The sequence below is a fragment of the Mesorhizobium sp. B1-1-1 genome (genome assembly GCF_006442955.1).
Classification (GTDB): domain Bacteria; phylum Pseudomonadota; class Alphaproteobacteria; order Rhizobiales; family Rhizobiaceae; genus Mesorhizobium.
This window is the reverse complement of the sequence record NZ_VFWW01000014.1, coordinates 1-25,267: the sequence shown is the minus strand read 5'-3', so window position 1 is coordinate 25,267 and position 25,267 is coordinate 1. Positions and strand designations below refer to the sequence as shown.

Below are 25,267 nucleotides of genomic sequence, written 5' to 3'. Positions count from 1 at the left end.
GGTTTCCAAACATCCGGCCAGCATGCTGGCGACAGTGCGCCGCTATGAGGCGGCCGGGTTCCGCGCCTGGCCCGCGGCGGCAGTCCATTATGACGGCACCTGGGTGGTGCGGCTGACGGCCGGACATCCGGCCAAGCGGCTGAATTCGGTCAATCCGCTCGATCCCGGCGACACCCAGCACATCGCCGACCGCATCGGCCGCGCCAGCCGTCGTTTCGATGCCTATGGCAGGCCGCTGACCTTCCGCATGTCGCCGCTATCGGGTCCGGATCTCGCCAGCCATCTCGACCGCGAGGGTTGGAGCCGGTTCGACGAATCGCTGGTGATGCGGCTGCCGCTGGCCGATGCCCAGCTCGATGCCGCCATGGACCAGATCCCGTTGAAGGACATCAGCCGCTTCATCGGCGCGTCGCTCAAGGTCAGCGGCTCGGACGCGTCGCTGCGGCCAGGCCTGTCGGAGATCATCGGCGCCATCCAGCCCGAGGCCGGGCTGTTCGCGCTCGAGGCTGGAGCGGAACCACTGGCCACGCTGATCTGCGTCCATGACGGCGATCTCGCCGGCCTGTTCGAGGTCGCCACCGACAAGTCGGCACGCAACAAGGGCCACGGCCGCAACCTGATCCTGTCGGCGCTGAAATGGGCGCGGCTGCGCGGCGCGCGGGAAGCCTGGCTGCAGGTCGAGGCCGGCAATGTGCCGGCGCTGGCGCTCTATCATTCGCTCGGCTTCGACGAGGTCTATCGCTACCACTACCGCCGGCCGCCTGTTCATGGGTGAAATCGGGCATGAATGATGTGACGATCGCCGGCAAGCGCCTGCTCCTGGTCGCCGCCTGCGCCCTGGTCGACGCCGACGGGCGCGTGCTCCTGGCGCAGCGGCCCGAGGGCAAGCAGCTTGCCGGGCTCTGGGAGTTTCCCGGCGGCAAGGTCGAGCCCGGCGAGACGCCGGAGCAATGCCTTATCCGCGAACTCTATGAGGAGATCGCGATCGAGACCGACATCCCGTGCCTGGCACCGCTCACCTTCGCCAGCCATAGCTACGACGATTTCCATCTTTTGATGCCGCTTTTCATCTGCCGCCGCTTTCGCGGCATCGCCCAGCCGAAGGAGGGGCAGGCGCTGAAATGGGTGCGGCCCAGGCAGATGCGCGACTACCCGATGCCGCCGGCCGACGCTCCGCTGATCCCGTTCCTGATCGACCTCCTGTAGGCGAACAGAACCGCTAGCGGCCTGTGGCTGAGCGGAGCTGCGGGGCGCATAAGCCAGCATTAATGGAAGATTTATCTCATCATGAAAAATTGATGCAAGGCTGCCTCGTCGCGGCCGTGCCGGCGATTTTCTGGGGAGCGACAGCATGAGCCTAGACAGGGATTGGGATTCGATCCGGCCCGACCGCAGTTTTCGCGCCGCGGATGCGGGCATGGGCGTGCTGCGCGTCACGCTGCTGTTCGGGTCGGCCGCGGTGGCGCTGGCCCTGATCGCAACGCCCTTCCTCGAGAGCCAGGCGCGCTCGCAATCGGCTCGGAATTTTGCCAGCGGTCTCGACATGACTGCCACTGGTTCGATTACTCGTCGCGATACCTATACGGTGCGCCGCAGCGTGCTTCAGCCGCAGCCCGATTCGGTCTGCATCATCCGATCCGACGGCCGGACCAGCGGCGACTGCTGATCGGGTCCAAGACATTTTCAGAGGCGGCGGTTTCATCGCCTATTAAGCCTGTGCCGTTAACCTTTCTTAACAGGTCGGCGGTATGGTTCCGGCAAGAGGGATCGACGTGATGAAAACAGTGCTGCTGCGTTTCCTGAACGATGAAAAGGGCGCCACGGCCGTCGAATACGGCTTGATCGTCGCCGTACTGTCGCTGACGATCGTCGGCGGCATCAGCCAGGTCTTCAACGCGATCACCTGGCTGTTCAGCGACAATGGCAGCAGGCTTGCCAACGCTTTCGCACCCTGATCTGGCTGTCCGCGTCCGCGGACACTGTCATTGCCCCTTGGGCTGCTCCAACACAGTCTTCAGCGAGATCTTGGCCGAACCCGGCTTGAGCGGCTTTTGCTGCGATGCATCGGGCGCCCAGCCGGACATCCAGACCATCGAAAAGCTTGCGCGGATGCGGCCGTCGGGATCCGAAAACCGCTCGGCGTAGATTTGCGCGGCGCGGGCGAACAGCTGGCGTGTGCCCGGCCGCCGGCTGCGATCGGCAAGCGCGCTGGTTTCGCCCATGGCGCGCAAATCGGCCATCAGGTTGAAAAGACTGTCATAGCGCACCGTCACCGTCTCGACATCGGCGACCGGCAGAGCCAGGCCGGCGCGCTGCAGCAGCGCTCCCGCGTCGCGAACGTCGGTGAACGGAATGACGCGCGGGCTGGCGCCGCCGTGAAGCTCGGTCTCGGCCGCCAGCAGGCTTTCACGCAATTCGCCGAGCGTGCCGGCGCCGGCGAAGGCGCCGAGGAAAAGCCCGTCCGGACGCAGCGCACGGCGGATCTGCACCAGCATGCCGGGAATGTCGTTCATGGCCTGCAGCGACAGGAGCGACACCGCCAGGTCGAGGCTTTGCGGCTCGAAGGGCACGGTTTCCAGCGGCGCGACCATGCCGGCGGAATCGCCCAGGAAAGCCGCATCCGCCTCGACACGGACGATGTCCGCCACCTTGCCGCTCGCGGCGAGGATGTCGGCTGCGGCCGACGTCTGGCAAAACAGCACCGCTGCCCTGCTAAACCTGCGCTCCACGGCACCCAGCCGGTCGGCAAGGTCGTCGGCACTGCGCCGCATCAGGAAATCCGCGCCGCCGACCGGATGATCGAGCGCGCGCCGCTTGTGCGCCAGCCACAGTGAGGTGTCCATTATCGGCAGCAAACGGGCAGATCCTTGTTTGTCCATTCCCCGATGGAGTTGATATAGTGGCGCACAGCACCCACCACGTGGCCGATCCCATGCCCAAGATCAAGCCTCTGGACATCAGGAACCTTGCACGGTCGGCGGCGAACTGGCCGGCGCGCATCCTGTTCCCGCCTGTCTGCGCCGGCTGCCGCAGGCATGTCTCGCAGCCCGGCGTTCTGTGCGGCGCCTGCTGGCCGAAACTGCGCCTCCTGGAGCGGCCCTGGTGCCCGGTGATGGGCACGCCGTTCACCCACCATATGGGTGAGGGCTTTCTGTCGGCCGAGGCGATCGCCGATCCGCCGCCCTTCGAGCGGGCGCGGGCGGCCGTCGCCTATTCCGGCGTCGCCCGCCAGATGGTGCAGGGGCTGAAATACCAGGATCGCACCGACCTGGCGCCGTGGATGGCGCGTTGGATGCTGCGCGCCGGCGCCGACCTCATTGCCGAGGCGGATGTGGTGGTGCCGGTCCCGCTGCACTGGCGTCGCTTCTTCAGGCGGCGGTTCAACCAGTCGGCGGAATTGGCGAGGGCGGTCTGCGAGCTCAGCGGCCTGTCTTTTGCACCCTCGGCCATGCGGCGTGTCAAGCTCACGCGCCAGCAGGTCGGGCTGGAGCGCAAGGACCGCGAGGAGAATGTGCGGGCCGCCTTTCGCGTGCCTGCCGAAGCGGAAATCGAGATCGCCGGCCGCCGCGTGCTTTTGATCGACGACGTCTACACCACGGGCGCCACGGTTCGCGCCGCCAGCAAGGCGCTGAAAAAAGCAGGGGCCGGCGCGGTCGACGTGCTGACCTTCGCACGCGTGCTGCCGGGGGACTTTCGGGCCGACGAGTCCACGACTATATAAGTCGGCAACAAACAGTGGAAATTCGTCATGGTCGACGTCACCATCTATACACGCATGATGTGCGGCTACTGCACGGCCGCCAAGCGGCTGCTCGAGCGCAAGGGCGTCGCCTATACGGAGCATGACGCGTCGTTTTCGCCGGAACTGCGCCAGGAGATGATTTCCCGCGCCCATGGCCGCACGACCTTTCCGCAGATTTTCGTCGGCGACACGCATGTCGGCGGCTGCGACGACCTCCACGAGCTGGAGGCGCAAGGCCGGCTGGACAAGTTGCTCGCCAATGGTTCGACGAATTGAGGATATGACGATGGGTGTTTTCAAGGCGGCCGCGATCCAGATGCGTTCGGGCGAGAGGCCAGAGCGCAACGCAATCGAGCTCGAGCGGCTGGTGCGCGAAGCAGCCGGCCAGGGGGCCACCTACATTCAGACACCGGAAATGACCGGAGCGCTGGTGCGTGACAAGAAGGCCGCGTCTTTCACCTCAGAGGACAAGGACATCATCGTCGGGACCGCCCGCCGACTGGCCCGCGAACTTGGCGTCCACCTGCATATCGGCTCGACCGCCATCCTGCGCGCCGACGGCAAGCTCGCCAACCGGGCGCTGCTGTTCGGTCCGGACGGCGCCACGCTCGCCTCCTATGACAAGATCCATATGTTCGACGTCGATCTCGACAATGGCGAGAGCTGGCGCGAATCCGCGACCTACGAGCCCGGCACGGAGGCGGTCGTCACGACCATCGAAGGCGCCAAGCTGGGCTTTGCCGTCTGTTATGACCTGCGGTTTCCGCAACTGTTCCGCGCCGAGGCGCTAGCCGGCGCCGACCTGCTTTCCGTGCCCGCCGCCTTCACCCGCCAAACCGGCGAGGCGCATTGGCACGTGCTGCTCAGGGCCCGCGCCATCGAGAACGGCGCCTATGTCGTGGCCGCTGCGCAAGGCGGCCTTCACGAGGACGGCCGCGAAACCTATGGCCATTCGCTGATCGTCGATCCGTGGGGCCGCGTCATCGCGGAGGCGGCGCACAATGAGCCGGCGGTGATCGTCGCCGAGATCGACCCGGCGCAGTCGCTGGCGGCGCGCAAGAAGATCCCCAATCTGAAAAATGCGCGGGATTTCGCTGTCAATGCCGGTTCGTCCGAGACATCGCGTCTCAGGGGAGCGGCCTCTTGATCCGCTTCTCCCTGATCTGCGAAAACGAGCACGAGTTCGAGGGCTGGTTCCGCAGCAATGACGATTTCGACACGCAAAAGAAGCGTGGCTTCGTCGATTGCCCGAGCTGCGGCTCGCACAAGGTGGAGAAAGCCCTGATGGCGCCGGCCGTGTCGACGGCGCGCAAGCAGGAAACGATAGCGCTCGCCATGGGCGAGGCGCAGAAGCAGGCGCTGGCGCAACTGAAGGCAATGGCCGAGAAGGTTCGCGAGAATGCCGATTACGTCGGCGACAAATTCGCCGAGGAAGCGCGCAAGATCCATTTCGGCGAGACCGACCCGCGCGGCATCTATGGCGAGGCGACGCTGGAGGAGGCCAAGAGCCTGGCCGAGGACGGCGTCGAGTTCATGCCGATCCCAGTGTTTCCGGAGGATCGGAACTGAGCGGTCAGCTTACGCTGCCGATCAATTTTTCAAGCAGGCGCGAAAGCGTTTCCCGTTCGGCTTGCGTCAGGCCGGAAAGAATCTCGTGCTCGTTGGCGACGTGGGCCGTAACGGCCTCGTCGATCAAAGCGAGACCTTTTTCAGTCAACCGCACGACGATGCCGCGCCGGTCATTGGGGTGCGGACCGCGCACGATCAACCCTGAGGTTTCGAGCCGGTCGAGCCGGTTGGTCATGGCGCCCGAGGTCACCATCGTCGCCTCGTAAAGGGCGGTCGGGGTCAGCGCGTAGGGCGCGCCCGAGCGGCGCAACGTCGCCAGCACGTCGAATTCGCCGGCCTGCAATCCATAGCGCGCAAACAACGGCGCGAGGCGCTCGCGGGCAATCAGCGAGGATGCTTCATTCAACCGCCCGATCACGCCCATCGGCGAGACGTCAAGGTCCGGCCGCTCCCTGTTCCATTGTTCGATCGCCTTTGCCGCCCTGTCCATCTATTCTGCCATGTATCTTGACGTTAAGAATCTTTTCGTTATCTTATCGGAAAATGAAGTGGCGGCCAAGTGCCGGCGACGATGACGAGGACCATCAGATGAAATTTCTCTGGGATTCGGCGCTTGGCCTGCTGGTCGTGACGGGCGCCCTGCTTGGCCTGACGCTGCCGTTCGGCAAGCTTGCGACCGCCGCCGGCGTTCCGGCCATGGTCTGGGCCTTCGTCATCTCGCTCGGTGCCGGCGGCGTGCTGTTGCTGGCTCTCCTGTGGCGTGGCGAGCGCATCAAGCTTACGGCGCGCAAGCTGCGCTATTTCTTCGTCACGGCGGCGGTGTCCTATGCCTTTCCCAACCTCTTGATGTTTTCGGCCATCCCGCATCTCGGCGCGGGATATACGGGCATCATGTTCACGCTATCGCCGGTGATCACGCTCGTGTTCTCGATCTTGCTTGGCGTTCGGCGCCCCAACCTGCTCGGCGTCATCGGCATTGCGGTCGGCTTCATCGGTGCGGTCATGGTCGCGCTTACCCGCGGCGAAGCTGGCCAACCGGCCGATTATTTCTGGGTAACGATCGGATTGCTGATCCCGGTCAGCCTTGCCGCGGGCAACATCTACCGCACCGTCGACTGGCCCGAAGGAACCGGCCCGATCGAGCTTGCCGTGGGCAGCCATCTGGCGTCGGCGACCTTGCTTCTCCTCGGCATCCTGACGCTTTTCGGCTGGCAAGCGTTTGTTCCGCTGGGCGCGGTACCGCCTGTGGTCGTCGCGCAGATGGCGTCGGCTTCGGCAATGTTTGCCTTCTTCTTCCGGCTGCAGGCGGTGGGCGGCCCGGTCTATCTCAGCCAGATCGGCTATGTGGCGGCGGCCGTCGGGCTGTTCGCGGGCACGATCTTCCTCGGCGAGCACTATCAGCTGCTGACCTGGGCAGGCGCTGTCATCATCACGGCCGGCGTGTTTATCACCACCAAGGCGCAAAGCGGGACCAGCGCGAGGGCGCAGAGTCAGGCGGCGTGAGCCGGTTCAGACCGTGCCCTTTTCCGCCAGCACCATATAGTTGACGTCCATGTCTTTCGACCGCTGCCAGCGGTCGGCGAGCGGGTGGTAGACGACGCCGGTGCGGTCGATGACGGTCAGGCCGGCGCCGCCGAGCGCCTTTTCCAGCTCTTCCGGGCGCACCAGCTTGCCGAACTGATGAGTGCCGCGCGGCAGCCAGCGCAGCACATATTCGGCACCGATGATGGCCAGCCCTAGCGCCTTCAGCGTGCGGTTGATCGTGGCCACGAACATGATGCCGCCGGGCTTGACCATCTCGCCGCATTTGGCGACGAACAGGTCGATGTCGGCGACATGCTCGACCACTTCCATATTGAGGATAACGTCGAATTTTTCGCCGGCGTCGGCCAGGTCCTCGGCCGTGGTGGCGCGGTAGTCGATCGTCACGCCAACTTCGGCGGCGTGCAATTTGGCCACTTCGATATTGGTGGCGGAAGCATCGGCGCCGACCACTTCGGCGCCAAGCCGCGCCATCGGCTCGCACAGCAGGCCGCCGCCGCAACCGATGTCGAGAAAGCGCAGGCCCTCGAATGGCCGTGCCGCGCGCGGATCGCGGCCGAAGCGCGTTGCCACCTGGTCGCGTATGTAGGCAAGCCGGATGGGGTTGAACTTGTGCAGCGGCCGGAACTTGCCGTTCGGGTTCCACCATTCGGCGGCAAGGGCGGAAAAGCGCTCCACTTCTCCGGCATCGATCGTCGATCGTCGGGGCTCTGGCATCGATTGGTCTCCTCGGACGCTAGCAAGTCGGGCGTGGGGGAGGGAAAGTCAAGGCTGCATTTTCGCCTGCTGACAGTGCGAGGCCGGCACCGCCGACAAGCGCCCTCTATTGCCGGCGGCGCCCTGTCAGGACGTGTCAGCTCAGGGAGCACCTCGGCCGAAACAAAAAAGCGGCGGCGTGCGAAAAAGGGAAGATCGTGTTGAGAAAAGGAGATGGCCGTGATTCAGACCGCATCGATCCTTTGGCGCAGGCTCGACCTTGAAGGTCACGATTCCTGCATGCTCTCGCAGCGGCCCGGCGGGCACCGCCTGAAGGGGCAGGCCATCTTCCTGCAAGACGACAAGCCGTGTTGCATCGCCTACGAGGTGGATTGCGATGCCGGCTGGCACACGCGCTCGGCACGGGTCGAGGGCTTTCTCGGCCCGCAAGAGCTTTCCCTGGGGATCGAACGCCGCGCCGACGGCTCCTGGGCGCTGAATGGCGAGCCGCAGCCGGAGGTGGCCGGCCTGATAGACGTCGATCTCGGCTTCACGCCGGCTTCGAACCTCCTGGCGATCCGCCGGTTCGCGCTCGCCGTCGGCGAAGCGACGCCCGCGCCGGCCGCCTATCTGGCCTTTCCCGAGCTCAGAATGATGCGGATCGAGCAGACCTATCGGCGCCTCGACGCGGCCCGCTACGCCTATGCCGCGCCGGCATTCGGCTATGAGGCGGTGCTGGAGGTCTCTCCACTCGGCTTCGTGCTCGACTATCCGGATTTGTGGAAGAGCGTCGCCCGCCCGGGCTGAGGTCCGCCGCTCTGAGAGCCTTGCCGGTAGCGGCGCTGCGCAAAATGGAGTTCCAGTCCAGCAGGCACGTGGCGCCCTTCTTGTGCGCCATCGCTTGCGAAGCCTGGATGTTTTGGCTAAGGAGGCCGCGCATTCAGCGGCCGGCGCCAGCCGGGCGCTTTCCTCGGTTTTCGGCGCAGAGCCGGCTTCAGTCAAAGGCATTTCGCTTCCATGGCGCGCATCGTGATGAAATTCGGCGGAACCTCCGTCGCCGACATCGCCCGCATCCGCAATGTGGCGCGTCACGTCAAACGGGAGGTCGATGCCGGTCACGAGGTGGCGGTGGTGGTCTCGGCGATGGCCGGCAAGACCAACGAACTGGTCGGCTGGACGCGCGAGGCCTCGCCGATGCACGACGCGCGCGAATATGATGCCGTGGTTGCGTCCGGCGAGCAGGTGACGGCAGGCCTTTTGGCGATCACCTTGCAGAACATGGGCGTGCACGCCCGCTCCTGGCAGGGCTGGCAGATCCCGATCAAGACCGACAACGCGCATGGCGCGGCACGCATCCTCGATATCGACGGCGCTTTCCTGATCAAGCGCTTCGGCGAGGGCCAGGTGGCCGTCATCGCAGGTTTCCAGGGCATCGGACCGGACAACCGCATCGCAACGCTTGGTCGTGGCGGCTCCGACACCAGCGCGGTGGCGATCGCGGCCGCCGTCAAGGCCGACCGTTGCGACATCTATACCGACGTCGACGGCGTCTACACCACCGATCCGCGCATCGAGCCGAAGGCGCGGCGGCTGGCCAAGATATCGTTCGAGGAAATGCTTGAAATGGCCTCGCTCGGCGCCAAGGTTCTGCAGGTGCGTTCGGTCGAGCTTGCCATGGTGCACAGGGTGCGTACCTTCGTGCGGTCGTCCTTCGACGATCCCGACGCGCCCGGAATGGGGGATTTGCTCAATCCGCCCGGAACGCTTATTTGCGACGAGGAAGAGATCGTGGAACAGCAGGTCGTCACCGGAATTGCCTATGCCAAGGACGAGGCGCAGATTTCGCTGCGGCGTGTCGGCGACCGGCCGGGCGTCGCCGCCGGCATTTTCGGGCCGCTGGCCGAGGCCAACATCAACGTAGACATGATCGTCCAGAACATTTCCGAGGACGGCAAGCTTACCGACATGACCTTCACGGTGCCCTCCGGAGACGTGGACAAAGCGCTGGCCGTGCTCGACCGGCTGAAGGCCGATGTCGGCTACGACGTCGTGCAGTCGGAAGCCGGCATGTCGAAGGTCTCGGTCATCGGCATCGGCATGAGAAGCCATGCCGGCGTTGCCGCCACCGCCTTCAAGGCGCTGGCCGAGAAGGCAATCAACATCCGCGCCATCACCACCTCCGAGATCAAGATTTCGATACTGATCGACGGTCCGTACACGGAACTCGCGGTTCGCACTTTGCATTCCGTCTACGGTCTGGATAAGCAGTAGCAGACTGAATCAGTTGTTGCGTGCGTGCCGGCGGCGGCCGAAACTGCGCCGGCAGGAAGCCTATTGGAGAAGAAGCCGCGATGCGTGACCCGGCCAGTGGCCCGCGCGTTCTGCTGAAACGGCTCCGCGAGCTCATGCAGGAGCCGCTGGAGCCGCAGGAGCGGCTCGATCGCATCGTGCGCGACATCGCCTCCAACATGGTCGCCGAAGTGTGCTCGCTCTATGTGCTGCGCGCCGATTCCGTGCTCGAACTCTACGCCACCGAAGGCCTGAACCCCAACGCGGTGCACCTGGCGCAGCTCAGGCTGGGGCAAGGCCTGGTCGGCACGATCGCCGCCAGCGCGCGGCCGCTCAATCTATCCAATGCGCAGGAACATCCGGCTTTCGCCTACCTGCCGGAAACCGGGGAAGAGATCTACAATTCCTTCCTCGGCGTGCCGGTGCTCAGGGCAGGGCGCACGCTGGGCGTGCTGGTGGTGCAGAACAAGACCATGCGCCACTATCGCGACGACGAGGTCGAGGCGCTGGAAACCACCGCCATGGTTATCGCCGAGATGATCGCCACCGGCGATCTGGCGCGGCTGACGCGGCCCGGCCTCGAGCTCGACCTGCGCCGCCCGGTCAGCTTCACCGGCCTGTCGTTCAACGAGGGCGTCGGGCTCGGTCATGTCGTGCTGCACGAACCGCGGATCGTCGTCACCAACCTGTTCAACGAGGACAGCGAAGAGGAAGTCCGCCGGCTCGAGGCATCGCTCGGCTCGCTCAGGCTTTCCATCGACGACATGCTCGAGCGCCGCGACGTCGCCTTCGAGGGCGAGCATCGCCAGGTGCTGGAAGCCTACCGCATGTTCGCCAACGACCGCGGCTGGGTCCGGCGGCTGGAAGAGGCGATCCGCAACGGCCTGACGGCGGAAGCTGCGGTCGAAAAGGTGCAGAGCGACATGCGCGCGCGCATGCTGCACATGACCGATCCTTATCTGCGCGAGCGGATGAGCGATTTCGACGACCTCGCCAACCGGCTTCTGCGCCAGCTGATGGGACGCGGGCCTGACGATGTCGCGGCCTCGCTGCCGAAGGATGCCATCATCGTCGCCCGCTCGATGGGCGCCGCCGAACTGCTCGACTATCCCCGGGACAAATTGCGCGGGCTGGTGCTCGAGGATGGCGCGGCCACCAGCCACGTCGTCATCGTCGCGCGCGCCATGGGCATTCCCGTCGCCGGGCAGATGAAGGGCGCCGTTTCCATGGCGGAAAACGGCGATGCCATCATCGTCGACGGCGAGGAAGGCGCGATCCATCTTCGTCCGCAGTCGGATCTCGAAGCCGCCTATGCCGAAAAGGTGCGGTTCCGGGCGCGCCGGCAGGAAGTCTACCGCGAACTGCGCAAGAAGCCGTCGGTGACCAAGGATGGCGTTGCGGTCGACCTTTTGATGAATGCCGGGCTTGCCGTCGACCTGCCGCAACTGGCCGAGTCGGGTGCCGCCGGGATCGGCCTGTTCCGCACCGAATTGCAGTTCATGGTCGCCTCGACCTTTCCCCGTGCCGAGGCGCAGGAGCGGCTCTACCGCGACGTGCTCGATGCCGCGCGCGGCAAGCCGGTGACCTTCCGCACCATCGACATCGGCGGCGACAAGGTGCTGCCCTATTTCAAAGGCGCCATCCAGGAAGAGAACCCGGCGCTCGGCTGGCGGGCGATCCGCCTGACGCTGGACCGTCCGGGATTGCTGCGCACCCAGATCCGCGCCCTGCTGAAAGCCTGCGGCGGGCGGGAGCTCAAGCTGATGCTGCCGATGGTCACCGAGCTCGGCGAGATCGCCCAGGCGCGCGAAATCATCGACCGCGAGGTGCGGCATCTGTCGCGCTTTGCCCATCATTTGCCGACCAGCCTCAAGCTCGGGGCAATGTTGGAGGTGCCGTCCCTCCTGTTCCAGCTTGACGAGTTGATGAAGGCGGTCGACTTCGTCTCGGTCGGCTCGAACGACCTGTTCCAGTTCGTGATGGCGGTCGACCGCGGCAACACGCAGCTTTCCGATCGCTTCGACACGTTGTCGACGCCGTTCCTGCGGGTGCTCAAGACCATCGCCGATGCCGGCGCCCGCAACCACACGCCCGTCACACTCTGCGGCGAACTCGCCGGCAAGCCGATCTCGGCAATGGCGCTGGTCGGCCTCGGTTTCCGTTCTATCTCGATGTCGCCCGCTTCGATCGGTCCGGTCAAGGCGATGCTGACCGAATTGCCGCTGGAGGCGTTGAAAGCGTTCTTCGACGACAATCTGATGGCGCCGGCCCAGGGGCTGCCGATGCGGGCGCTGCTGCAGGCCTTCGCCGACGACCGCTCAATTCCGTTATAGCACCTTTGCAATGATCTCCCTTCCCCGCGACCGCATGGATCAAGTCGTCAAGCGTTTCGAAATGCTCGAAGCGCAGATGTCGGCCGGCCCGGCGCCGGATGCCTATGTTAAGATGGCATCGGAATATGCCGAGCTCCAGGAGATGGTTGCCAAGGTCAGAGCCTTGCGCTCGGCCGAGCAGGAGCAGGCCGATCTCGAGGCGATGCTCGCCGACAAGGGCACCGATGCCGAGATGCGGGCTCTCGCCGAGGCCGACCTGCCAGAGGTCGATGAGCGCATCGAAGCGTTGCAGAAGGACATCCAGATCCTGCTCTTGCCCAGGGATGCGGCCGATGACAAGAACGCCATCCTGGAAATCCGCGCCGGCACCGGCGGCGACGAGGCAGCATTGTTCGCCGGCGACCTGTTTCGCATGTATGAGCGCTACGCCGCTTCGCGTGGCTGGCGGTTCGAGACGGTATCGGCCAGCGAGGGCGATGCCGGCGGCTATAAGGAAATCATCGCCACGGTTTCCGGCAAGGGGGTTTTCGCGCATCTGAAATTCGAGTCCGGCGTCCACCGGGTGCAGCGCGTGCCCGCGACCGAGGCCAGCGGACGCATTCACACCTCGGCGGCGACGGTAGCCGTGCTGCCGGAGGCGGAGGAAGTCGACATCGACATCCGGGCCGAAGACATCCGCATCGACACGATGCGCGCGTCGGGCTCGGGCGGCCAGCACGTCAACACCACCGATTCGGCAGTGCGCATCACCCATTTGCCGACCGGCATCATGGTGGTGCAGGCGGAGAAATCGCAGCACCAGAACCGGGCCAAGGCCATGCAGATCCTGCGGGCCCGGCTCTACGACCTGGAACGCAGCAAGGCCGATGAGGAGCGCTCGGAATCGCGCAAGTCGCAGGTCGGCTCCGGCGACCGCTCGGAACGCATCCGCACCTACAATTTTCCGCAAGGCCGCGTCACCGATCATCGCATCAACCTGACGCTCTACAAGCTCGACCGGGTGATGATGGGCGAACTCGACGAAGTCATCGACGCTCTGATCGCCGATCACCAGTCGAAGCTGCTCGCCGATATCGGTCTTGATGGCTGATCCTTTGCCCCAGGCGCTGGGGCCGCTGCTGCGGGCAGCGCGAGCGCGCTTGGCGGCGGTCGATAATCCGGCGCTCGATGCAAGACTGATCGTGGAGCACTTTTCAGGTACGACCCGCACGCAGGCCATTGCCGATCCCGAACATGCGGTCGATGCCGCCGCTCTTGTCCAGATCGACCGCGCCTTGAGGCGCTGCGCGGGCGGCGAGCCCGTGCACCGCATCCTGGGCTATCGGGAGTTCTACGGGTTGCGGCTGTCGCTGTCGCCGGAAACGCTGGAGCCGCGGCCCGACACCGAAACGCTGGTCGAGGCCATACTGCCCTTTGTCAGGGCAACCGTCATGCGCGAGGGCGAGTGCCGCATCCTCGATCTGGGAACCGGCAGCGGAGCCATCGCGCTGGCGCTGCTCAGCGCCGTGCCGGCAGCGATTGCCACCGGGGTCGACTTCTCGGAAGGGGCGTTGAGGACGGCAACGCGCAATGCCGCGCAATTGGGGCTTGGCGACCGGTTCACGGCGCTGCTGTCCGACTGGTTTGAAAAAGTTTCTGGTCGATACCATGTAATTGTCGCAAACCCTCCCTATATACGATCGGAGGACATCGGAAATCTGCAGGATGAAGTCCGGGATTTCGACCCGCGCCTGGCCCTGGATGGCGGCGCGGATGGGTTGGCCCCTTACAGGGTCATCGCCGCTGAGGCGGCTAAGTTTCTAGAAGCCGGAAGCAGGATTGCGGTCGAGATCGGCTACACACAGCACATCGAGGTCACCGCTATATTTCGCTCGTCCGGCTATGCGGTCTCTGGTGCGTTCGGCGACCTCGGCGGAAACGACAGGGTTCTTGTCTTTCAACGGGGAAAGCCTTGACGCAGTGCGAAAAAAACCGCTTGGCAATGCCGGGGAATGCGGCTAGGGTCGCGTTAACCGGATGAGACGAAGCAGGCAGTGCTCTTAGCGATTCGGTTTTCCTTGGAAATAGCTGCCTTCTTGCGCAAACGACGCCCAAGCTTCGTGCGGGAATCGTCCGGCAAGTGATGTAACCGGAACAGGATGGCACGTGGCGCCAACGCAATTGATGCGGGCGAACGCCGGTGAAGAAACGAAACGGCTGGCTGCATGAGCGCCACCGTTCGTGAAGAGTTTTCGAAAATTTCAATATGAAGAGAGTCGAATGAGGCCACAACAGCAGAACAGGCGCATGCGCGGTCGCAACAACAATGGCGGCGGCGGCAACAACAACAATAACAACAACCGCAAGGGGCCAAATCCCCTGACGCGCAACTACGAGAGCAACGGCCCGGACGTGAAGATCCGTGGGTCTGCTCAGCAGATCGCTGAAAAGTACGCCACCCTTGCCCGTGATGCGCAAAGCTCCGGCGACCGGGTGATGGCGGAGAACTATCTCCAGCACGCCGAGCACTATAATCGCATCATTGCCGCCGCGCAGGCGCAGATGCCGATCCAGAACGTCCAGCAGAATCGCGACGAATTCGACGATGATGGCGATGAGGATCGCGACGAGTTCGACAATGCCGGCAACGCCGGCAACAACGTTGCGGATGCGCCGGTTCCGGTGATCAACCACGGCGCGGGTCCGCAGCCGGTTATCGAAGGCATGCCGGCCGAAGTCGCGCTGAACCGGGAAAACGGCCGCGATCGTGATAATAATGGCGGGCGCAACAGTGGCGGCCGCGACAATAATGGCGGACGCCATCGCGACCGCCGCCCCAATGGCGGCTATGGCCAGAACAGCCAGCGCGGCGATTATGGTTCGTCCGCCGAGCAGGGTGCCCAGCAGCAGCGCAACGAGACGGCCGAACAGGCCGAGGCCGTCACGCCAGCCGAATCCGTCGCGCCGGTCGAGCAGGCGGCGCCGCTGTTCGAGAACCTGTCGCCGGCCGGGCTCGCTGCCCAGGCCGAACTCAATGAGACGGCCGCGGAGACTAGTCCCAGCCGTCGTCCGAGGCGTCCGCGCCGCCCGCGCGGCAATGCCGACCAGATCACCAGCGGCAACGACAATGCCGACGCTGGCGAGGTGGCGGCGGCCCCGGTCGACAATGGCAACGCCGACCCCGCGATCGCCGACATCGACAACTGAGCGGCGACGCCTCGATACATTGAACGGCGGAGAGAAATCTCCGCCGTTTTCGTTTGCGCGGCCGTCGAATATTATGCCTTCGCAGACATCAAGACGTCTTGAGGGTTCGCGGATAGCGCACCATATCAGCCTCAACTGGACCCGGCTCTCACGGGCGGGTCCGTCACCGCAATCTGATCCGGTGCCGCAAAGCGGGCCGGTGATGGAAGGAGACAGGTATGAATCTTGAGAAATACTCGGAGCGCGTGCGCGGCTTCATCCAATCCGCGCAGACGATGGCGCTCTCGCGCAACCACCAGCAATTCACCCCCGAACATATCCTGAAAGTGCTCGTCGATGACGACGAGGGTCTGGCTGCGTCGCTCATCGAGCGCGCCGGCGGCAGCGTCCGTGACGTCAAGCTCGGCATCGAGACGGCACTCGAAGCGATGCCCAAGGTGGAGGGCGGCAACGGCCAGCTCTATCTGGCACAGCCGTTGGCCAAGGTGTTTTCGACAGCCGAGGAACTGGCCAAGAAGGCCGGTGACAGCTTCGTCACGGTCGAAAGGCTACTGACGGCGCTTGCAGTCGAGAAATCAGCCAAGACATCAGACATACTGGCCAAGGCCGGCGTCACCGCGCAGGCGCTCAACCAGGTGATCAACGACGTCCGCAAGGGCCGCACCGCCGATTCGGCGAATGCCGAACAGGGCTATGACGCGCTGAAGAAATACGCGCGCGATCTCACCGCCGATGCCCGCGCCGGCAAGCTCGATCCGGTCATCGGCCGCGACGACGAGATCCGCCGCACCATCCAGGTGCTGTCGCGCCGCACCAAGAACAATCCGGTGCTGATCGGCGAGCCGGGCGTCGGCAAGACGGCGATCGCCGAAGGCCTGGCGCTGCGTATCGTCAATGGCGACGTGCCGGAATCGCTGAAGGACAAGCAGCTGATGGCGCTCGACATGGGCGCGCTGATCGCCGGCGCCAAATATCGCGGTGAGTTCGAGGAGCGGCTGAAGGCCGTGCTTTCCGAGGTCACTGCCGCTGCTGGCGGCATCATCCTGTTCATCGACGAGATGCACACCCTGGTCGGCGCCGGCAAGGCGGACGGCGCCATGGATGCGTCCAACCTTCTGAAGCCGGCGCTGGCGCGCGGCGAACTGCACTGCGTCGGCGCCACCACGCTCGACGAATACCGCAAGCATGTGGAGAAGGATGCCGCACTCGCCCGCCGCTTCCAGCCAGTCTTCGTCGAGGAGCCGACGGTGGAGGACACGGTCTCGATCCTGCGCGGCCTGAAGGAGAAATACGAACAGCACCACAAGGTGCGCATTTCCGATTCGGCGCTGGTCGCGGCGGCGACGCTGTCCAACCGCTACATCGCCGACCGGTTCCTGCCGGACAAGGCGATCGACCTCGTCGACGAAGCCGCTTCGAGGCTTCGCATGCAGGTCGATTCCAAGCCCGAAGCGCTGGACGAGATCGACCGCCGCATCATGCAGCTCAAGATCGAGCGCGAAGCGCTGAAGGTCGAGAAGGACGAGGCTTCGAAAGACAGGCTTGCCCGGCTCGAGAAGGACCTCGCCAGCCTTGAGGAGGAATCGACCGAGATGACCTCGAAATGGCAGGCAGAGAAGCAGAAGCTCGGGCTCGCCGCCGATCTCAAGAAGCAGCTTGACGAGGCGCGCAACGAACTGGCCATCGCCCAGCGCAAGGGCGAGTTCCAGCGCGCCGGCGAGCTTGCCTATGGCAAGATCCCGGAACTGGAAAAGAAGCTGAAGGAAGCCGAGGCCCAGGACGGCAAGGCTGGCATGGTCGAGGAAGTGGTCACGCCCGATCATGTCGCCCACATCGTCTCGCGCTGGACCGGAATTCCGGTCGACAAGATGCTGGAAGGCGAGCGCGACAAGCTGTTGCGCATGGAAGACGAGATCGGCAAGCGCGTCGTCGGCCAGGGCGAGGCGGTGCAAGCGGTTTCCAAGGCAGTGCGGCGCGCTCGCGCCGGCCTGCAGGATCCGAACCGGCCGATCGGCTCGTTCATGTTCCTCGGCCCGACCGGCGTTGGCAAGACCGAACTGACCAAGGCGCTGGCGAACTTTCTGTTCGATGACGAGAGCGCGATGGTGCGCATCGACATGTCGGAGTTCATGGAGAAGCATTCGGTTGCCCGATTGATCGGCGCGCCTCCCGGCTATGTCGGTTATGAGGAAGGCGGCGCGCTGACCGAAGCGGTGCGGCGCCGGCCCTATCAGGTCGTGCTGTTCGACGAGATCGAGAAAGCGCATCCCGACGTGTTCAACGTGCTCCTGCAGGTGCTCGACGACGGCCGGCTCACCGATGGGCAGGGCCGCACGGTTGACTTCCGCAACACGCTGATCATCATGACGTCGAACCTCGGCGCCGAATACCTGGTCAATCTCGGCGAGGACCAAGATGTCGACCAGGTTCGCGACGAGGTGATGAACGTCGTCAAGGCGTCGTTCCGGCCGGAGTTCCTCAACCGCGTCGACGAGGTGATCCTGTTCCATCGGCTGCGCCGGCAGGATATGGGCCGCATCGTCGAAATCCAGCTCAAGCGGCTGGAAAACCTGCTGGTCGACCGCAAGATCACGCTGTCGCTGGACCAGGAGGCGATCGACTGGCTGGCATCCAAGGGTTACGACCCTGCCTATGGCGCGCGGCCGTTAAAGCGGGTGATGCAGAAAGACCTGCAGGATCCGCTGGCTGAGAAGATCCTGCTCGGCGAGATCCTCGACGGCTCGACCGTCAAGGTGACCGCTGGCTCCGACCGGTTGAATTTCCGTTCGAAGCCGACGGTCGTCGCGACCGAAGCGGCAGCCTGATTGAACGCCGCGCGCCCAGGACGGGCGCGCGGCTTTTCCGCGTCTTTCGGCAGGAGCACGCATGACGCTGGACGACTATAACGGCTTCTGCGCCTCGCTGCCCGCCACATCGCATGTCGTCCAGTGGGGCGGCGCCCATGTCTGGAAGGTCGGCGCCAAGGTCTTTGCCATCGGCGGCTGGAGCGAGGGCCGCGATCCTTTCATCACCTTCAAATGCTCCGACATTGCCTATGATGTGCTGAAGGAGCAGCCGGGCTTGCGGCCCGCACCCTATCTTGCCTCGCGCGGCATGAAATGGATCCAGCGCCAGACAAGCCAGAGCATGGATGATGGCGCGCTGAAGGATTACCTGCGCGAGAGCCATCGTCTTGTCGCCCTGAAGTTGACGAAGCAGGCGCGAAAGGAACTGGGACTTGCCTGAGGCTAAAGCGCGTCACGCTCGACGGATTCAGGCGACGCGCTTTAGCTTTTGTTCTATGCATATCTTTCGCCCCAAACCGGGCCGCTTTTGGATGATATGCTTTTAGCTGATATTCGTCGAGGCGCCGGAAAACTGCCATCTTCATGCCCGGTTCATATTGGAACCTTATGGTTGGGCGGTGGTTCGCTGGCGAAGGACTCGCTACGCGCGAAAGCCGCCGGCGACGGCAATTACGGACCGGAGAGTTTGCCCACGATGTTGCGGACGATCTTCACCCTTTCGGCACTTGCGGCCGGACTGGCGTTTTCAAGCGCGTTCGCCGCGCCGACCGAGGACGCTTCGCCGCGGGTCGTCCGCCCCGCTGACGGCGGCATCCTGCTGGCCCAGGACGGCAATCTCGACATCTATTACGACGCCAGGGGCAACCGCCTCATCGTCGATGCGGACACGGGCAAGGTCATCGCCATCCAACCGCCGCAGACCAGGCTCGACCGACGCGCGCTGCGCCGCGAGACACGGCTGCGCGAACTCGGCCGCGTTCCCGCCGACGACGACCGCTACTATCTCGACGATCCGGAAGACATGGCACGCTTCCGCCGCAGGCAGATGGAAGACGAAGGCCGGGTCATCGCGCCGCCCGTCCAGGAATATGATCCCTATGGCGACAATTCCGTCGAGGCCTACCCGCCGGCCCCCGGCGGCGACGGCGTCTACGACAACTATCCGGAAGCGCCCCAGCCGGCAACGCCGCCCTCCATCAAGCGCCAGCCGCTGAACGAGGCCTCGATAGAGCCGGTCGAGCCCACGGCTCCCGCCGCGCAGCCGGCGCCCGCAGACGAGGCGGGATTACCGCCGAAAGCAGGCGGCAAGACTGTGGTCGACCCGTCGCTTTCGCTCGGAGCACGCCAGGATGTCGCGGCTCTGCAGGTGCTGCTTGATCGCGGCGGCGCTTCGCCTGGCGTCATCGACGGGCGCTTCGGTTCGAATGTCGACAAGGCGCTGGCTGCCTACAACCAGATCACCGGCAGCAATCTGCGATCGACCGACGCCGTCGGCATCCAGGCGGCCCTTGCACAAACGGGCGGCGATGCCTTGGCCAACTACACGATCACGCCGGAGGATGCGGCCGGTCCCTATGTTGCGTCGATCCCGGAAGATTACAGCCAGAAGGCGCAGCTCGACCGCATGGGCTATACGTCCGTCACGGAAGCGCTTGCCGAGCGCTTCCACATGGACGAGAACTATCTCAAGGCGCTCAACCCGGAGGCCAATTTCAACCGTCCCGGAACGATCATCAAGGTTGCCAATTTCGGCAGACTGGTGTCGTCGCCGGTGGCTCGCATCGTCGCCGACAAGGGCAAGAAAGAGGTCTTTGCCTATGATACGGCGGGCAAGCTGGTCGCGGCCTATCCCGCCACCATCGGCTCGTCCGACACGCCGTCGCCGTCCGGCATTCATGCCGTGTCCCGTGTCGCGCTTGATCCGAACTACACCTACAACCCCAACATCAATTTCAAACAGGGCGAGAACAATAAGGTCCTGACCATTCCGCCCGGCCCGAACGGCCCTGTCGGCTCGGTGTGGATCGCGTTGGACAAGCCGACCTACGGCATCCATGGCACGCCGGATCCCTCGAAGATCGGCAAGACCGAAAGCCATGGTTGCGTGCGACTAACCAATTGGGATGCCCGCGAGCTGGCCAAGCTGGTTTCGCCCGGCGTGACGGTGGAATTCGTCGACTGAGACGATGCGGCGTTCGTCGCTGGTTAGAGCGGTTCAGTGTTCGATGGACTTCCGAGCCGCTCCAGCGCTGCGCGCTTTTCCCGGGAAACCGCCACGTTTTTCCTGGAATTGCTCTACCCGATTATCCTGCGCAACCATTTCGCGCTCGGTGTCGCGGCATAAATCAGCTGCACCATGAGAATGAAGCCGACGCTGAGCAGCGGGGTGACCAGACAGAGCAGGGCGCCGACCGCCCACAGAAGCTGCGCCTTGACGATGCGCAGGTAGACCGTGCGTTTCGTTTCGACGTCGACATCATCCGCCAGAAGGCCATTTTTCTCCGCATAGCGCCAGCTGGCGATCAGGGTGACGCCGAGCATCAGCAGATTGAGCCAATAGACGGCGACCGCGGTTCTGAATTCGAGGAAGTCGGCCAGAAGATCGGTCGAGAACGGCAGCAGGGCGATAAAGGCGAGAAAGCACAAATTGAGTGTTGCCAGCCGCCTGTCGGATCTGGTGATCAACCCATGCTGCGCCTGCTGGCCGAACCAGAAGATGGTCAGCGTCAGGAAGGAAAGCGCATAGGTCAGGAAGCGCGGCGCCAACGCCAGGACGGCGTCGAGGAGATCGCCTTCGGAATGGATCGCCTCGTGCGTCGGTACACGAATCTCCAGAACGATCAGGGTCAGCGCGATGGCGAAGACGCCGTCGGTCAGCCCGACGACGCGGTGGAGCCCGGACTGGGATGGTTCGAGCGGTCGCTTCATCGATTTTCTCCCCCTGTCTGATCGGCTCCCGTCCGATGCCGCGTGAAAGCTTAGCATGCCGGCGCTTGTTTGCATCTGCGTGGGCCGGCACCTGCCAATGCGGCCAGGTGGCTGCGCAGCTGGTTTCAACGACCGGGACCGCTGGCTGGTTGTTGCAGGCGCGCCGCGGGTTTATGCAGGTTGCATGCATTCACCGAGCAAAGCCGCTGCCGTCCCGCCGCCGACCGCCAACGGTACGTTCTGCCCGCAGTCGCAGCGGCGCTATGTGCTGATCGCCGCGATCCTGGCTTCAGCGCTTGGTTTCATCGACGGTTCGATCCTTGCCATCGCCACGCCGGCAATCCGCGTCGATCTCGGCGCCAGCCTGGCGCAAGCGCAGTGGATATCCAATGCCTATGCGCTGACGCTTTCGGCGCTCATCCTTGCCGGCGGTGCTGCGGGCGACCGCTTCGGCCTGCGCCGCGCCTTCGTCGTCGGCATCGCGCTGTTCATTGCCGCTTCGCTGGCCTGCGCGCTGGCGCCCAATCCGGCGGTGCTGATCGCGTTTCGTGCAATCCAGGGCGTCGGCGCTGCGATCATGGTGCCGGGCAGCCTTGCCATCATCGCCAAGGCCCATCCGAAAAAGGAGCGCGGCCGCGCAATCGGCATCTGGGCCGCCGCTTCGGCGCTGACCACGGCACTCGGTCCGGTGCTGGGCGGTTTCGTGCTGTCGACCCTCGGCAATGGAATCTGGCGTGCGATATTTGCCATCAACCTGCCGCTTGGGCTGGTTTCGATCTACCTGCTGCTCGCCAAGATCCCGGCGGATCGGCCGACCGAAAAGCGCAGCCTCGATCTTGGCGGCGCGGCGCTGGCGACACTGGCCTTCGGGTTGCTGGCCTACGGGCTGACGGCGATGAACGCGGAGGCTGCCGGATTCATGTCGGGTTCGGCGATCGTTGCCGGCGTGGTCCTGCTTTTCGTCTTCATTTTCTACGAGCGCCGGCAGCGCGAGCCGATGATCGATCTCAATCTGTTTCGCATCGGCGCCTTCGCCGGCGCCAATCTCGCGACCTTCTTCCTCTATTTCGCGCTGTCGGCCAATCTTTTCTACCTGCCCATGCTTTTGATCGCCGGCTGGGGGCTGAGCACGGCCGAGGTCGGCTTCATCTTCCTGCCGCTGTCTGCATTGATCGCACTGCTGTCTGGGCCTGTCGGCCAGTGGTCCGACCGGATCGGACCGCGTTTTCCGATCGCCAGCGGCAGTCTGGTGGTTGCCTTCGCCTTCGCCGGGCTTGGCTTGTTGACGCATGCCGGTATCCACAATTTCTGGACCGGAACATTTCCGCTGATGGCGCTGATGGGGTTCGGCATGGCGCTGGTGGTGTCGCCGCTGTCGACCGCGATCATGACGGCGGTGGAAGACAAGGATACGGGCGCGGCCTCCGGTATCAACAATGCCGTCTCGCGCATAGGCGGCCTGATTGCGGTTGCGGCTATGGGGTCGCTTGCCGCCTGGGTCTACGCGAAGGCCCTGGATGGCAGCGCCTTGCCCGGCGTGCCGGGGTTCGGTGAACCGGCGACGACCGGACTGGCCCCGGCTGTCGACGCCGCACGGCTTGCCGCCAGCGACGCCGCATTCTCGGCTGTTTCCTTTGTAACGGCGCTGCTTTGCCTGCTTTCGGCTGTCATCGCCTGGATGACGATTTCAGGCGAATCATTGCCATGGCGCCGGCCCGCCGAAAACCCTCGCGACTGACGGGTGGATCGAAGGAACTATCCTTCGATCTTGGCGCTCGCGACCTTCAGCGAATCACTCTCTTCCTGCTTCAGCAGGTCGTCGATGCGCTCGCGTTCACGCTTGAAGGCGACAAGGTCCTCGCCCTTCAACACCTTGCCGACCGGCAGGCGGACGCGCATCGGATCGACCTTGGTGCCATTGACGATCAGCTCGTAGTGAAGATGCGGGCCGGTGGCGAGGCCGGTCTGGCCGAGATAGCCGATGGTCTGGCCTTGGCGGACGTGAACGCCCGGTTCGATGCCTTTGGCAAAAGCGCTCTGGTGATTGTAGGAGGTCTCATAGCCGTTGGCATGGCGAATGATGATCTGCTTGCCATAGCCGCCGGCCCAGCCGACCTTCTCGATGACGCCATTGCCCGCGGCGATGATCGGCGTGCCGATGGGGGCTGCCCAGTCGACGCCGGTATGCATGCGGACATAGCCGAGGATCGGGTGCCTGCGCGCGCCAAAGCCGGAGCGGAACTTTCCGGCCGGCAACGGATTGCGCAGCAGGAACTGCTGGGCGCTCGAGCCGTCCTCGTCGAAATAATCCGTGCTGCCGTCCTGCATCTGAAAACGGTAGAAATTGCGCGTCTGCCCGCCGAAGGTCGCCGAGACGTAAAGCAGTTCGGAATTGTCCGAGGTCTGGTCGTCGCCGTCGGGCTGCGAGAACAGCACTTCGAGACGGTCGGCCGGATTGAGGCGGGACTGGAAGTCGACATCGGAAGCCAACAGCTTGATGAGCCGCTGCGTCATGGCCTTGGACATGCCGTAGGAATAGGCGGCGCGGTAGATGCCGTCATAGACGTTGGGCAGGTTGCCGCGCACCACCACTGGCGCCGACGAATCATCGAACGCCGTCAGCAACTCCGGATTGGGCTCCGGTTCCTGCGCCGGCACATACTGGCCGCGATCGTCGAGCGCGATGGTGACGATATGCTGGGTCCGATCGTAGACGCTGGTGCGCACGACCTTGGCGGCGTCGCCATGGACCTCGAGACCAACACGCAGCACGGTTCCAGCCTTGAGCGCCGGGGCGTTCAAGAGCTTGGTGATCGCCTCGGCCATGCCGGCGGCGTCCTCGCCCGTATAGCCCGAATCTGCGAAGGCTTCCGTGATGGCGAGATCCTTGGTGAAAGGGATGATTTCCTCGGCGAAGGCCGGTGCCTGGTCATCGGCGTTGGCACGTGGCGCGACCGAAACGTTCTCCGGCACGATCCTGACGTCGTAGGAGCCGGCCATGCTCTCGGCAAAGGCCTCGCCAAATCGCTGCGGGTCGACATAGTGGAGCGAAGCGACCTGGACGGCGCCGTCGCTGAGATCGGTGCCGGCCTCGCGCACTACCTTTTCCACCTCATCGGCGGAAAGGTCGCTCTTTTCATCGAAGGAAGCCGTTTCAATGGGGAAGTCGACGGTCTTCAGGCTCATTTCGCTTTCGACCTTGGTGCCGTAGATCTGGCCCGGCGTAGCGGCGGCCGTCGCCGGTTGCGCCGATGCGTCGTCACCGTCGTCGCCGAACACCTGCATCGGATCGAAGGGCGGGTAGGGCCGGTTGGTGGTATGGCCGGCCGCCAGCGCCATCTTGATCTGCACGAAAGGCATGGTGTGGATGACATCGCGGTCGCCGACCTTGGTGACCATCGACACTTCCATGCGTCGACGGTCCTTGGCCTTGGCGATCTGGCGCGGCGCCACCAGCCTGGTGGTCTTGGCCATCTCGCCCGAATCGCCATTGCCGGCAAGGCCGATCAATTCGGCGATCTCGGGTGGCGTCGCCAGTTGCTGGCGCCCGTCGAGGGCGGCGAACAGCGCCACGCCCATCAGCACGCTTGAGGTCACGCCGGTCAAAAATGTCCCCGACAGCCAGCGCGCGGAAACCTCGCGCCGGTCGGGGGGACCACTGCGGCCGTCCGCAATAAGCGGCGGCTCGTTGCCGAGTTCGGCTATGACATCTTCCGTATCTGGCATCCAGAAAGGCTGCTTTTTCCCCGGGCGGAACGGCTTGTCGCTTTTGTTGTGGCCATGACATTTGCCTGTCACGGCAGGTTAAGTCAACGAAGCCTCGGGCCCCGGTCGAATTCCCCTCGCGCGCTTCTCTTATAGAGCGCTCTGCAATGAGGGCGGCGTTTCCCTCTCTCGAGGGCTCATCGCACACCTCTATATGAGGCTCTCAAAAGAGGCACCGCGCCGCTGCGCTGCGCCCGCTTTGTTGGTTCTGGTGTCGAACGGCAATGCGGCGGCAATAGGGCTCCTTCGTGGCTGGATACTCCTTAGCGTCCTGTTCCCCAACGGCAGCCGGCTATCGACAAATCGGGCCTGAAATTTCTGTCGCAAAAATTCAAAAACTTCTTGGATCGGTGTTGACAGTTTGTCGGGGTGGCGACTATATACGCCTCACGAACGAGGGCGGTGCGCCG

24 protein-coding genes are annotated in these 25,267 nt (G+C 64.3%); 19 read left to right on the top strand and 5 right to left on the bottom strand.

All coding sequences use genetic code 11. From position 1 onward, the window contains the following. Positions 1 to 22 precede the first annotated feature (22 nt). The 4 genes from FJ986_RS26000 (at position 23) to FJ986_RS25985 (ending at position 1,955) form a co-directional block, all read left to right on the top strand. On the top strand, positions 23 to 775 hold the full coding sequence (locus tag FJ986_RS26000; RefSeq protein WP_140500961.1) for a GNAT family N-acetyltransferase: 753 nt from the start codon (positions 23 to 25) through the stop codon (positions 773 to 775). Positions 776 to 783: 8 nt separating this feature from the next. After that, positions 784 to 1,206: a (deoxy)nucleoside triphosphate pyrophosphohydrolase gene (locus FJ986_RS25995; protein ID WP_140625586.1), complete on the top strand. Its 423-nt coding sequence runs from the start codon at positions 784 to 786 to the stop codon at positions 1,204 to 1,206. 145 nt (positions 1,207 to 1,351) lie between these two features. Then, positions 1,352 to 1,666, top strand: a complete 315-nt coding sequence (locus tag FJ986_RS25990) for a hypothetical protein (protein ID WP_140658244.1) — start codon at positions 1,352 to 1,354, stop codon at positions 1,664 to 1,666. Positions 1,667 to 1,775: 109 nt separating this feature from the next. Continuing rightward, the gene (locus FJ986_RS25985; RefSeq protein ID WP_140500916.1) at positions 1,776 to 1,955 is read left to right on the top strand and encodes a Flp family type IVb pilin; all 180 of its coding nucleotides are present in this window, start codon (positions 1,776 to 1,778) and stop codon (positions 1,953 to 1,955) included. Between the two features lie 27 nt (positions 1,956 to 1,982). On the opposite strand, the gene FJ986_RS25980 is transcribed toward FJ986_RS25985, so the two are convergent. Beyond that, complete coding sequence (locus tag FJ986_RS25980; RefSeq protein WP_140558160.1) at positions 1,983 to 2,855, bottom strand: methyltransferase domain-containing protein; 873 nt, start codon at positions 2,853 to 2,855, stop codon at positions 1,983 to 1,985. A gap of 65 nt (positions 2,856 to 2,920) precedes the next feature. Here FJ986_RS25980 and FJ986_RS25975 point away from each other — a divergent pair, with 65 nt between their 5' ends. Genes FJ986_RS25975 through FJ986_RS25960 form a run of 4 tightly spaced genes read left to right on the top strand, consistent with a single transcriptional unit; the run spans position 2,921 to position 5,311 of the window. After that, on the top strand, positions 2,921 to 3,721 hold the full coding sequence (locus tag FJ986_RS25975) for a ComF family protein (RefSeq protein WP_140500963.1): 801 nt from the start codon (positions 2,921 to 2,923) through the stop codon (positions 3,719 to 3,721). Positions 3,722 to 3,748: 27 nt separating this feature from the next. Continuing rightward, the gene (gene grxC / locus FJ986_RS25970) at positions 3,749 to 4,018 is read left to right on the top strand and encodes a glutaredoxin 3 (RefSeq protein ID WP_140513844.1); all 270 of its coding nucleotides are present in this window, start codon (positions 3,749 to 3,751) and stop codon (positions 4,016 to 4,018) included. Between the two features lie 10 nt (positions 4,019 to 4,028). Next, the gene (locus FJ986_RS25965; RefSeq protein ID WP_140500919.1) at positions 4,029 to 4,889 is read left to right on the top strand and encodes a carbon-nitrogen hydrolase family protein; all 861 of its coding nucleotides are present in this window, start codon (positions 4,029 to 4,031) and stop codon (positions 4,887 to 4,889) included. Continuing rightward, positions 4,886 to 5,311 carry a DUF1178 family protein gene (locus tag FJ986_RS25960; RefSeq protein WP_140500920.1) on the top strand — a complete coding sequence of 142 codons (426 nt, stop codon included), beginning with the start codon at positions 4,886 to 4,888 and terminating at the stop codon, positions 5,309 to 5,311. Before FJ986_RS25965 ends, FJ986_RS25960 begins: the two co-directional genes overlap by 4 nt. 4 nt (positions 5,312 to 5,315) lie before the next feature. On the opposite strand, the gene FJ986_RS25955 is transcribed toward FJ986_RS25960, so the two are convergent. Further along, positions 5,316 to 5,801 carry a MarR family transcriptional regulator gene (locus FJ986_RS25955; RefSeq protein ID WP_140558165.1) on the bottom strand — a complete coding sequence of 162 codons (486 nt, stop codon included), beginning with the start codon at positions 5,799 to 5,801 and terminating at the stop codon, positions 5,316 to 5,318. Positions 5,802 to 5,899: 98 nt separating this feature from the next. Here FJ986_RS25955 and FJ986_RS25950 point away from each other — a divergent pair, with 98 nt between their 5' ends. Beyond that, the gene (locus tag FJ986_RS25950; RefSeq protein WP_140676306.1) at positions 5,900 to 6,814 is read left to right on the top strand and encodes a DMT family transporter; all 915 of its coding nucleotides are present in this window, start codon (positions 5,900 to 5,902) and stop codon (positions 6,812 to 6,814) included. A 6-nt stretch (positions 6,815 to 6,820) separates the two neighbouring features. Here the strand turns inward: FJ986_RS25950 and ubiG are convergent, their stop codons facing one another. After that, on the bottom strand, positions 6,821 to 7,570 hold the full coding sequence (gene ubiG / locus FJ986_RS25945; RefSeq protein WP_140513840.1) for a bifunctional 2-polyprenyl-6-hydroxyphenol methylase/3-demethylubiquinol 3-O-methyltransferase UbiG: 750 nt from the start codon (positions 7,568 to 7,570) through the stop codon (positions 6,821 to 6,823). 213 nt (positions 7,571 to 7,783) lie between these two features. Here ubiG and FJ986_RS25940 point away from each other — a divergent pair, with 213 nt between their 5' ends. The 9 genes from FJ986_RS25940 to FJ986_RS25900 all read left to right on the top strand — a co-directional run bounded on the left by FJ986_RS25940 (position 7,784) and on the right by FJ986_RS25900 (position 20,346). Continuing rightward, a complete protein-coding gene (locus FJ986_RS25940; RefSeq protein ID WP_140676303.1) occupies positions 7,784 to 8,356 on the top strand; it encodes a putative glycolipid-binding domain-containing protein in 573 nt (190 codons plus the stop codon). Between the two features lie 210 nt (positions 8,357 to 8,566). Further along, entirely contained in the window at positions 8,567 to 9,820 is a 1,254-nt protein-coding gene (locus tag FJ986_RS25935; RefSeq protein WP_140525454.1) for an aspartate kinase, read from the top strand. A gap of 80 nt (positions 9,821 to 9,900) precedes the next feature. Beyond that, positions 9,901 to 12,171, top strand: coding sequence for a phosphoenolpyruvate--protein phosphotransferase (gene ptsP / locus FJ986_RS25930; RefSeq protein ID WP_140525455.1), 2,271 nt, complete (start codon positions 9,901 to 9,903; stop codon positions 12,169 to 12,171). A 10-nt stretch (positions 12,172 to 12,181) separates the two neighbouring features. Beyond that, positions 12,182 to 13,261, top strand: a complete 1,080-nt coding sequence (gene prfA / locus FJ986_RS25925; protein ID WP_140500926.1) for a peptide chain release factor 1 — start codon at positions 12,182 to 12,184, stop codon at positions 13,259 to 13,261. After that, positions 13,254 to 14,126 carry a peptide chain release factor N(5)-glutamine methyltransferase gene (prmC, locus tag FJ986_RS25920; protein WP_140676300.1) on the top strand — a complete coding sequence of 291 codons (873 nt, stop codon included), beginning with the start codon at positions 13,254 to 13,256 and terminating at the stop codon, positions 14,124 to 14,126. Before prfA ends, prmC begins: the two co-directional genes overlap by 8 nt. A gap of 304 nt (positions 14,127 to 14,430) precedes the next feature. Further along, the gene (locus tag FJ986_RS25915) at positions 14,431 to 15,357 is read left to right on the top strand and encodes a DUF4167 domain-containing protein (RefSeq protein ID WP_140525457.1); all 927 of its coding nucleotides are present in this window, start codon (positions 14,431 to 14,433) and stop codon (positions 15,355 to 15,357) included. 218 nt (positions 15,358 to 15,575) lie between these two features. Continuing rightward, positions 15,576 to 18,182, top strand: coding sequence for an ATP-dependent chaperone ClpB (gene clpB, locus FJ986_RS25910; RefSeq protein ID WP_140500939.1), 2,607 nt, complete (start codon positions 15,576 to 15,578; stop codon positions 18,180 to 18,182). Between the two features lie 61 nt (positions 18,183 to 18,243). Further along, complete coding sequence (locus FJ986_RS25905) at positions 18,244 to 18,603, top strand: MmcQ/YjbR family DNA-binding protein (RefSeq protein ID WP_140500941.1); 360 nt, start codon at positions 18,244 to 18,246, stop codon at positions 18,601 to 18,603. A gap of 255 nt (positions 18,604 to 18,858) precedes the next feature. Further along, positions 18,859 to 20,346 (top strand): L,D-transpeptidase family protein, encoded by a 1,488-nt coding sequence (locus FJ986_RS25900; protein ID WP_140676297.1) that lies wholly within the window; start codon positions 18,859 to 18,861, stop codon positions 20,344 to 20,346. Positions 20,347 to 20,459: 113 nt separating this feature from the next. Here FJ986_RS25900 and FJ986_RS25895 read toward each other — a convergent pair whose 3' ends face one another. Continuing rightward, positions 20,460 to 21,092, bottom strand: a complete 633-nt coding sequence (locus FJ986_RS25895; protein WP_140513832.1) for a TMEM175 family protein — start codon at positions 21,090 to 21,092, stop codon at positions 20,460 to 20,462. Positions 21,093 to 21,276: 184 nt separating this feature from the next. Here FJ986_RS25895 and FJ986_RS25890 point away from each other — a divergent pair, with 184 nt between their 5' ends. Then, positions 21,277 to 22,830, top strand: a complete 1,554-nt coding sequence (locus tag FJ986_RS25890) for an MFS transporter (protein ID WP_140676294.1) — start codon at positions 21,277 to 21,279, stop codon at positions 22,828 to 22,830. 17 nt (positions 22,831 to 22,847) lie between these two features. Here the strand turns inward: FJ986_RS25890 and FJ986_RS25885 are convergent, their stop codons facing one another. Beyond that, a complete protein-coding gene (locus tag FJ986_RS25885; RefSeq protein WP_181181924.1) occupies positions 22,848 to 24,818 on the bottom strand; it encodes a M23 family metallopeptidase in 1,971 nt (656 codons plus the stop codon). Between the last annotated feature and the right edge of the window lie 449 nt (positions 24,819 to 25,267).

Bases quoted from the DNA above. Each gene is read 5' to 3' on its own strand.
- clpB (WP_140500939.1), top strand. From the start codon at position 15,576: ATGAATCTTGAGAAATACTCGGAGCGCGTGCGCGGCTTCATCCAATCC.
- ptsP (WP_140525455.1), top strand. From the start codon at position 9,901: ATGCGTGACCCGGCCAGTGGCCCGCGCGTTCTGCTGAAACGGCTCCGC.
- FJ986_RS25965 (WP_140500919.1), top strand. From the start codon at position 4,029: ATGGGTGTTTTCAAGGCGGCCGCGATCCAGATGCGTTCGGGCGAGAGG.
- FJ986_RS26000 (WP_140500961.1), top strand. From the start codon at position 23: ATGCTGGCGACAGTGCGCCGCTATGAGGCGGCCGGGTTCCGCGCCTGG.
- prfA (WP_140500926.1), top strand. From the start codon at position 12,182: ATGATCTCCCTTCCCCGCGACCGCATGGATCAAGTCGTCAAGCGTTTC.
- FJ986_RS25950 (WP_140676306.1), top strand. From the start codon at position 5,900: ATGAAATTTCTCTGGGATTCGGCGCTTGGCCTGCTGGTCGTGACGGGC.
- FJ986_RS25940 (WP_140676303.1), top strand. From the start codon at position 7,784: ATGGCCGTGATTCAGACCGCATCGATCCTTTGGCGCAGGCTCGACCTT.
- grxC (WP_140513844.1), top strand. From the start codon at position 3,749: ATGGTCGACGTCACCATCTATACACGCATGATGTGCGGCTACTGCACG.
- FJ986_RS25915 (WP_140525457.1), top strand. From the start codon at position 14,431: ATGAGGCCACAACAGCAGAACAGGCGCATGCGCGGTCGCAACAACAAT.
- prmC (WP_140676300.1), top strand. From the start codon at position 13,254: ATGGCTGATCCTTTGCCCCAGGCGCTGGGGCCGCTGCTGCGGGCAGCG.
- FJ986_RS25990 (WP_140658244.1), top strand. From the start codon at position 1,352: ATGAGCCTAGACAGGGATTGGGATTCGATCCGGCCCGACCGCAGTTTT.
- FJ986_RS25885 (WP_181181924.1), bottom strand. From the start codon at position 24,818: ATGCCAGATACGGAAGATGTCATAGCCGAACTCGGCAACGAGCCGCCG.
- FJ986_RS25985 (WP_140500916.1), top strand. From the start codon at position 1,776: ATGAAAACAGTGCTGCTGCGTTTCCTGAACGATGAAAAGGGCGCCACG.
- FJ986_RS25955 (WP_140558165.1), bottom strand. From the start codon at position 5,801: ATGGACAGGGCGGCAAAGGCGATCGAACAATGGAACAGGGAGCGGCCG.
- FJ986_RS25890 (WP_140676294.1), top strand. From the start codon at position 21,277: ATGCATTCACCGAGCAAAGCCGCTGCCGTCCCGCCGCCGACCGCCAAC.
- FJ986_RS25995 (WP_140625586.1), top strand. From the start codon at position 784: ATGAATGATGTGACGATCGCCGGCAAGCGCCTGCTCCTGGTCGCCGCC.
- ubiG (WP_140513840.1), bottom strand. From the start codon at position 7,570: ATGCCAGAGCCCCGACGATCGACGATCGATGCCGGAGAAGTGGAGCGC.
- FJ986_RS25905 (WP_140500941.1), top strand. From the start codon at position 18,244: ATGACGCTGGACGACTATAACGGCTTCTGCGCCTCGCTGCCCGCCACA.
- FJ986_RS25895 (WP_140513832.1), bottom strand. From the start codon at position 21,092: ATGAAGCGACCGCTCGAACCATCCCAGTCCGGGCTCCACCGCGTCGTC.
- FJ986_RS25935 (WP_140525454.1), top strand. From the start codon at position 8,567: ATGGCGCGCATCGTGATGAAATTCGGCGGAACCTCCGTCGCCGACATC.
- FJ986_RS25900 (WP_140676297.1), top strand. From the start codon at position 18,859: ATGTTGCGGACGATCTTCACCCTTTCGGCACTTGCGGCCGGACTGGCG.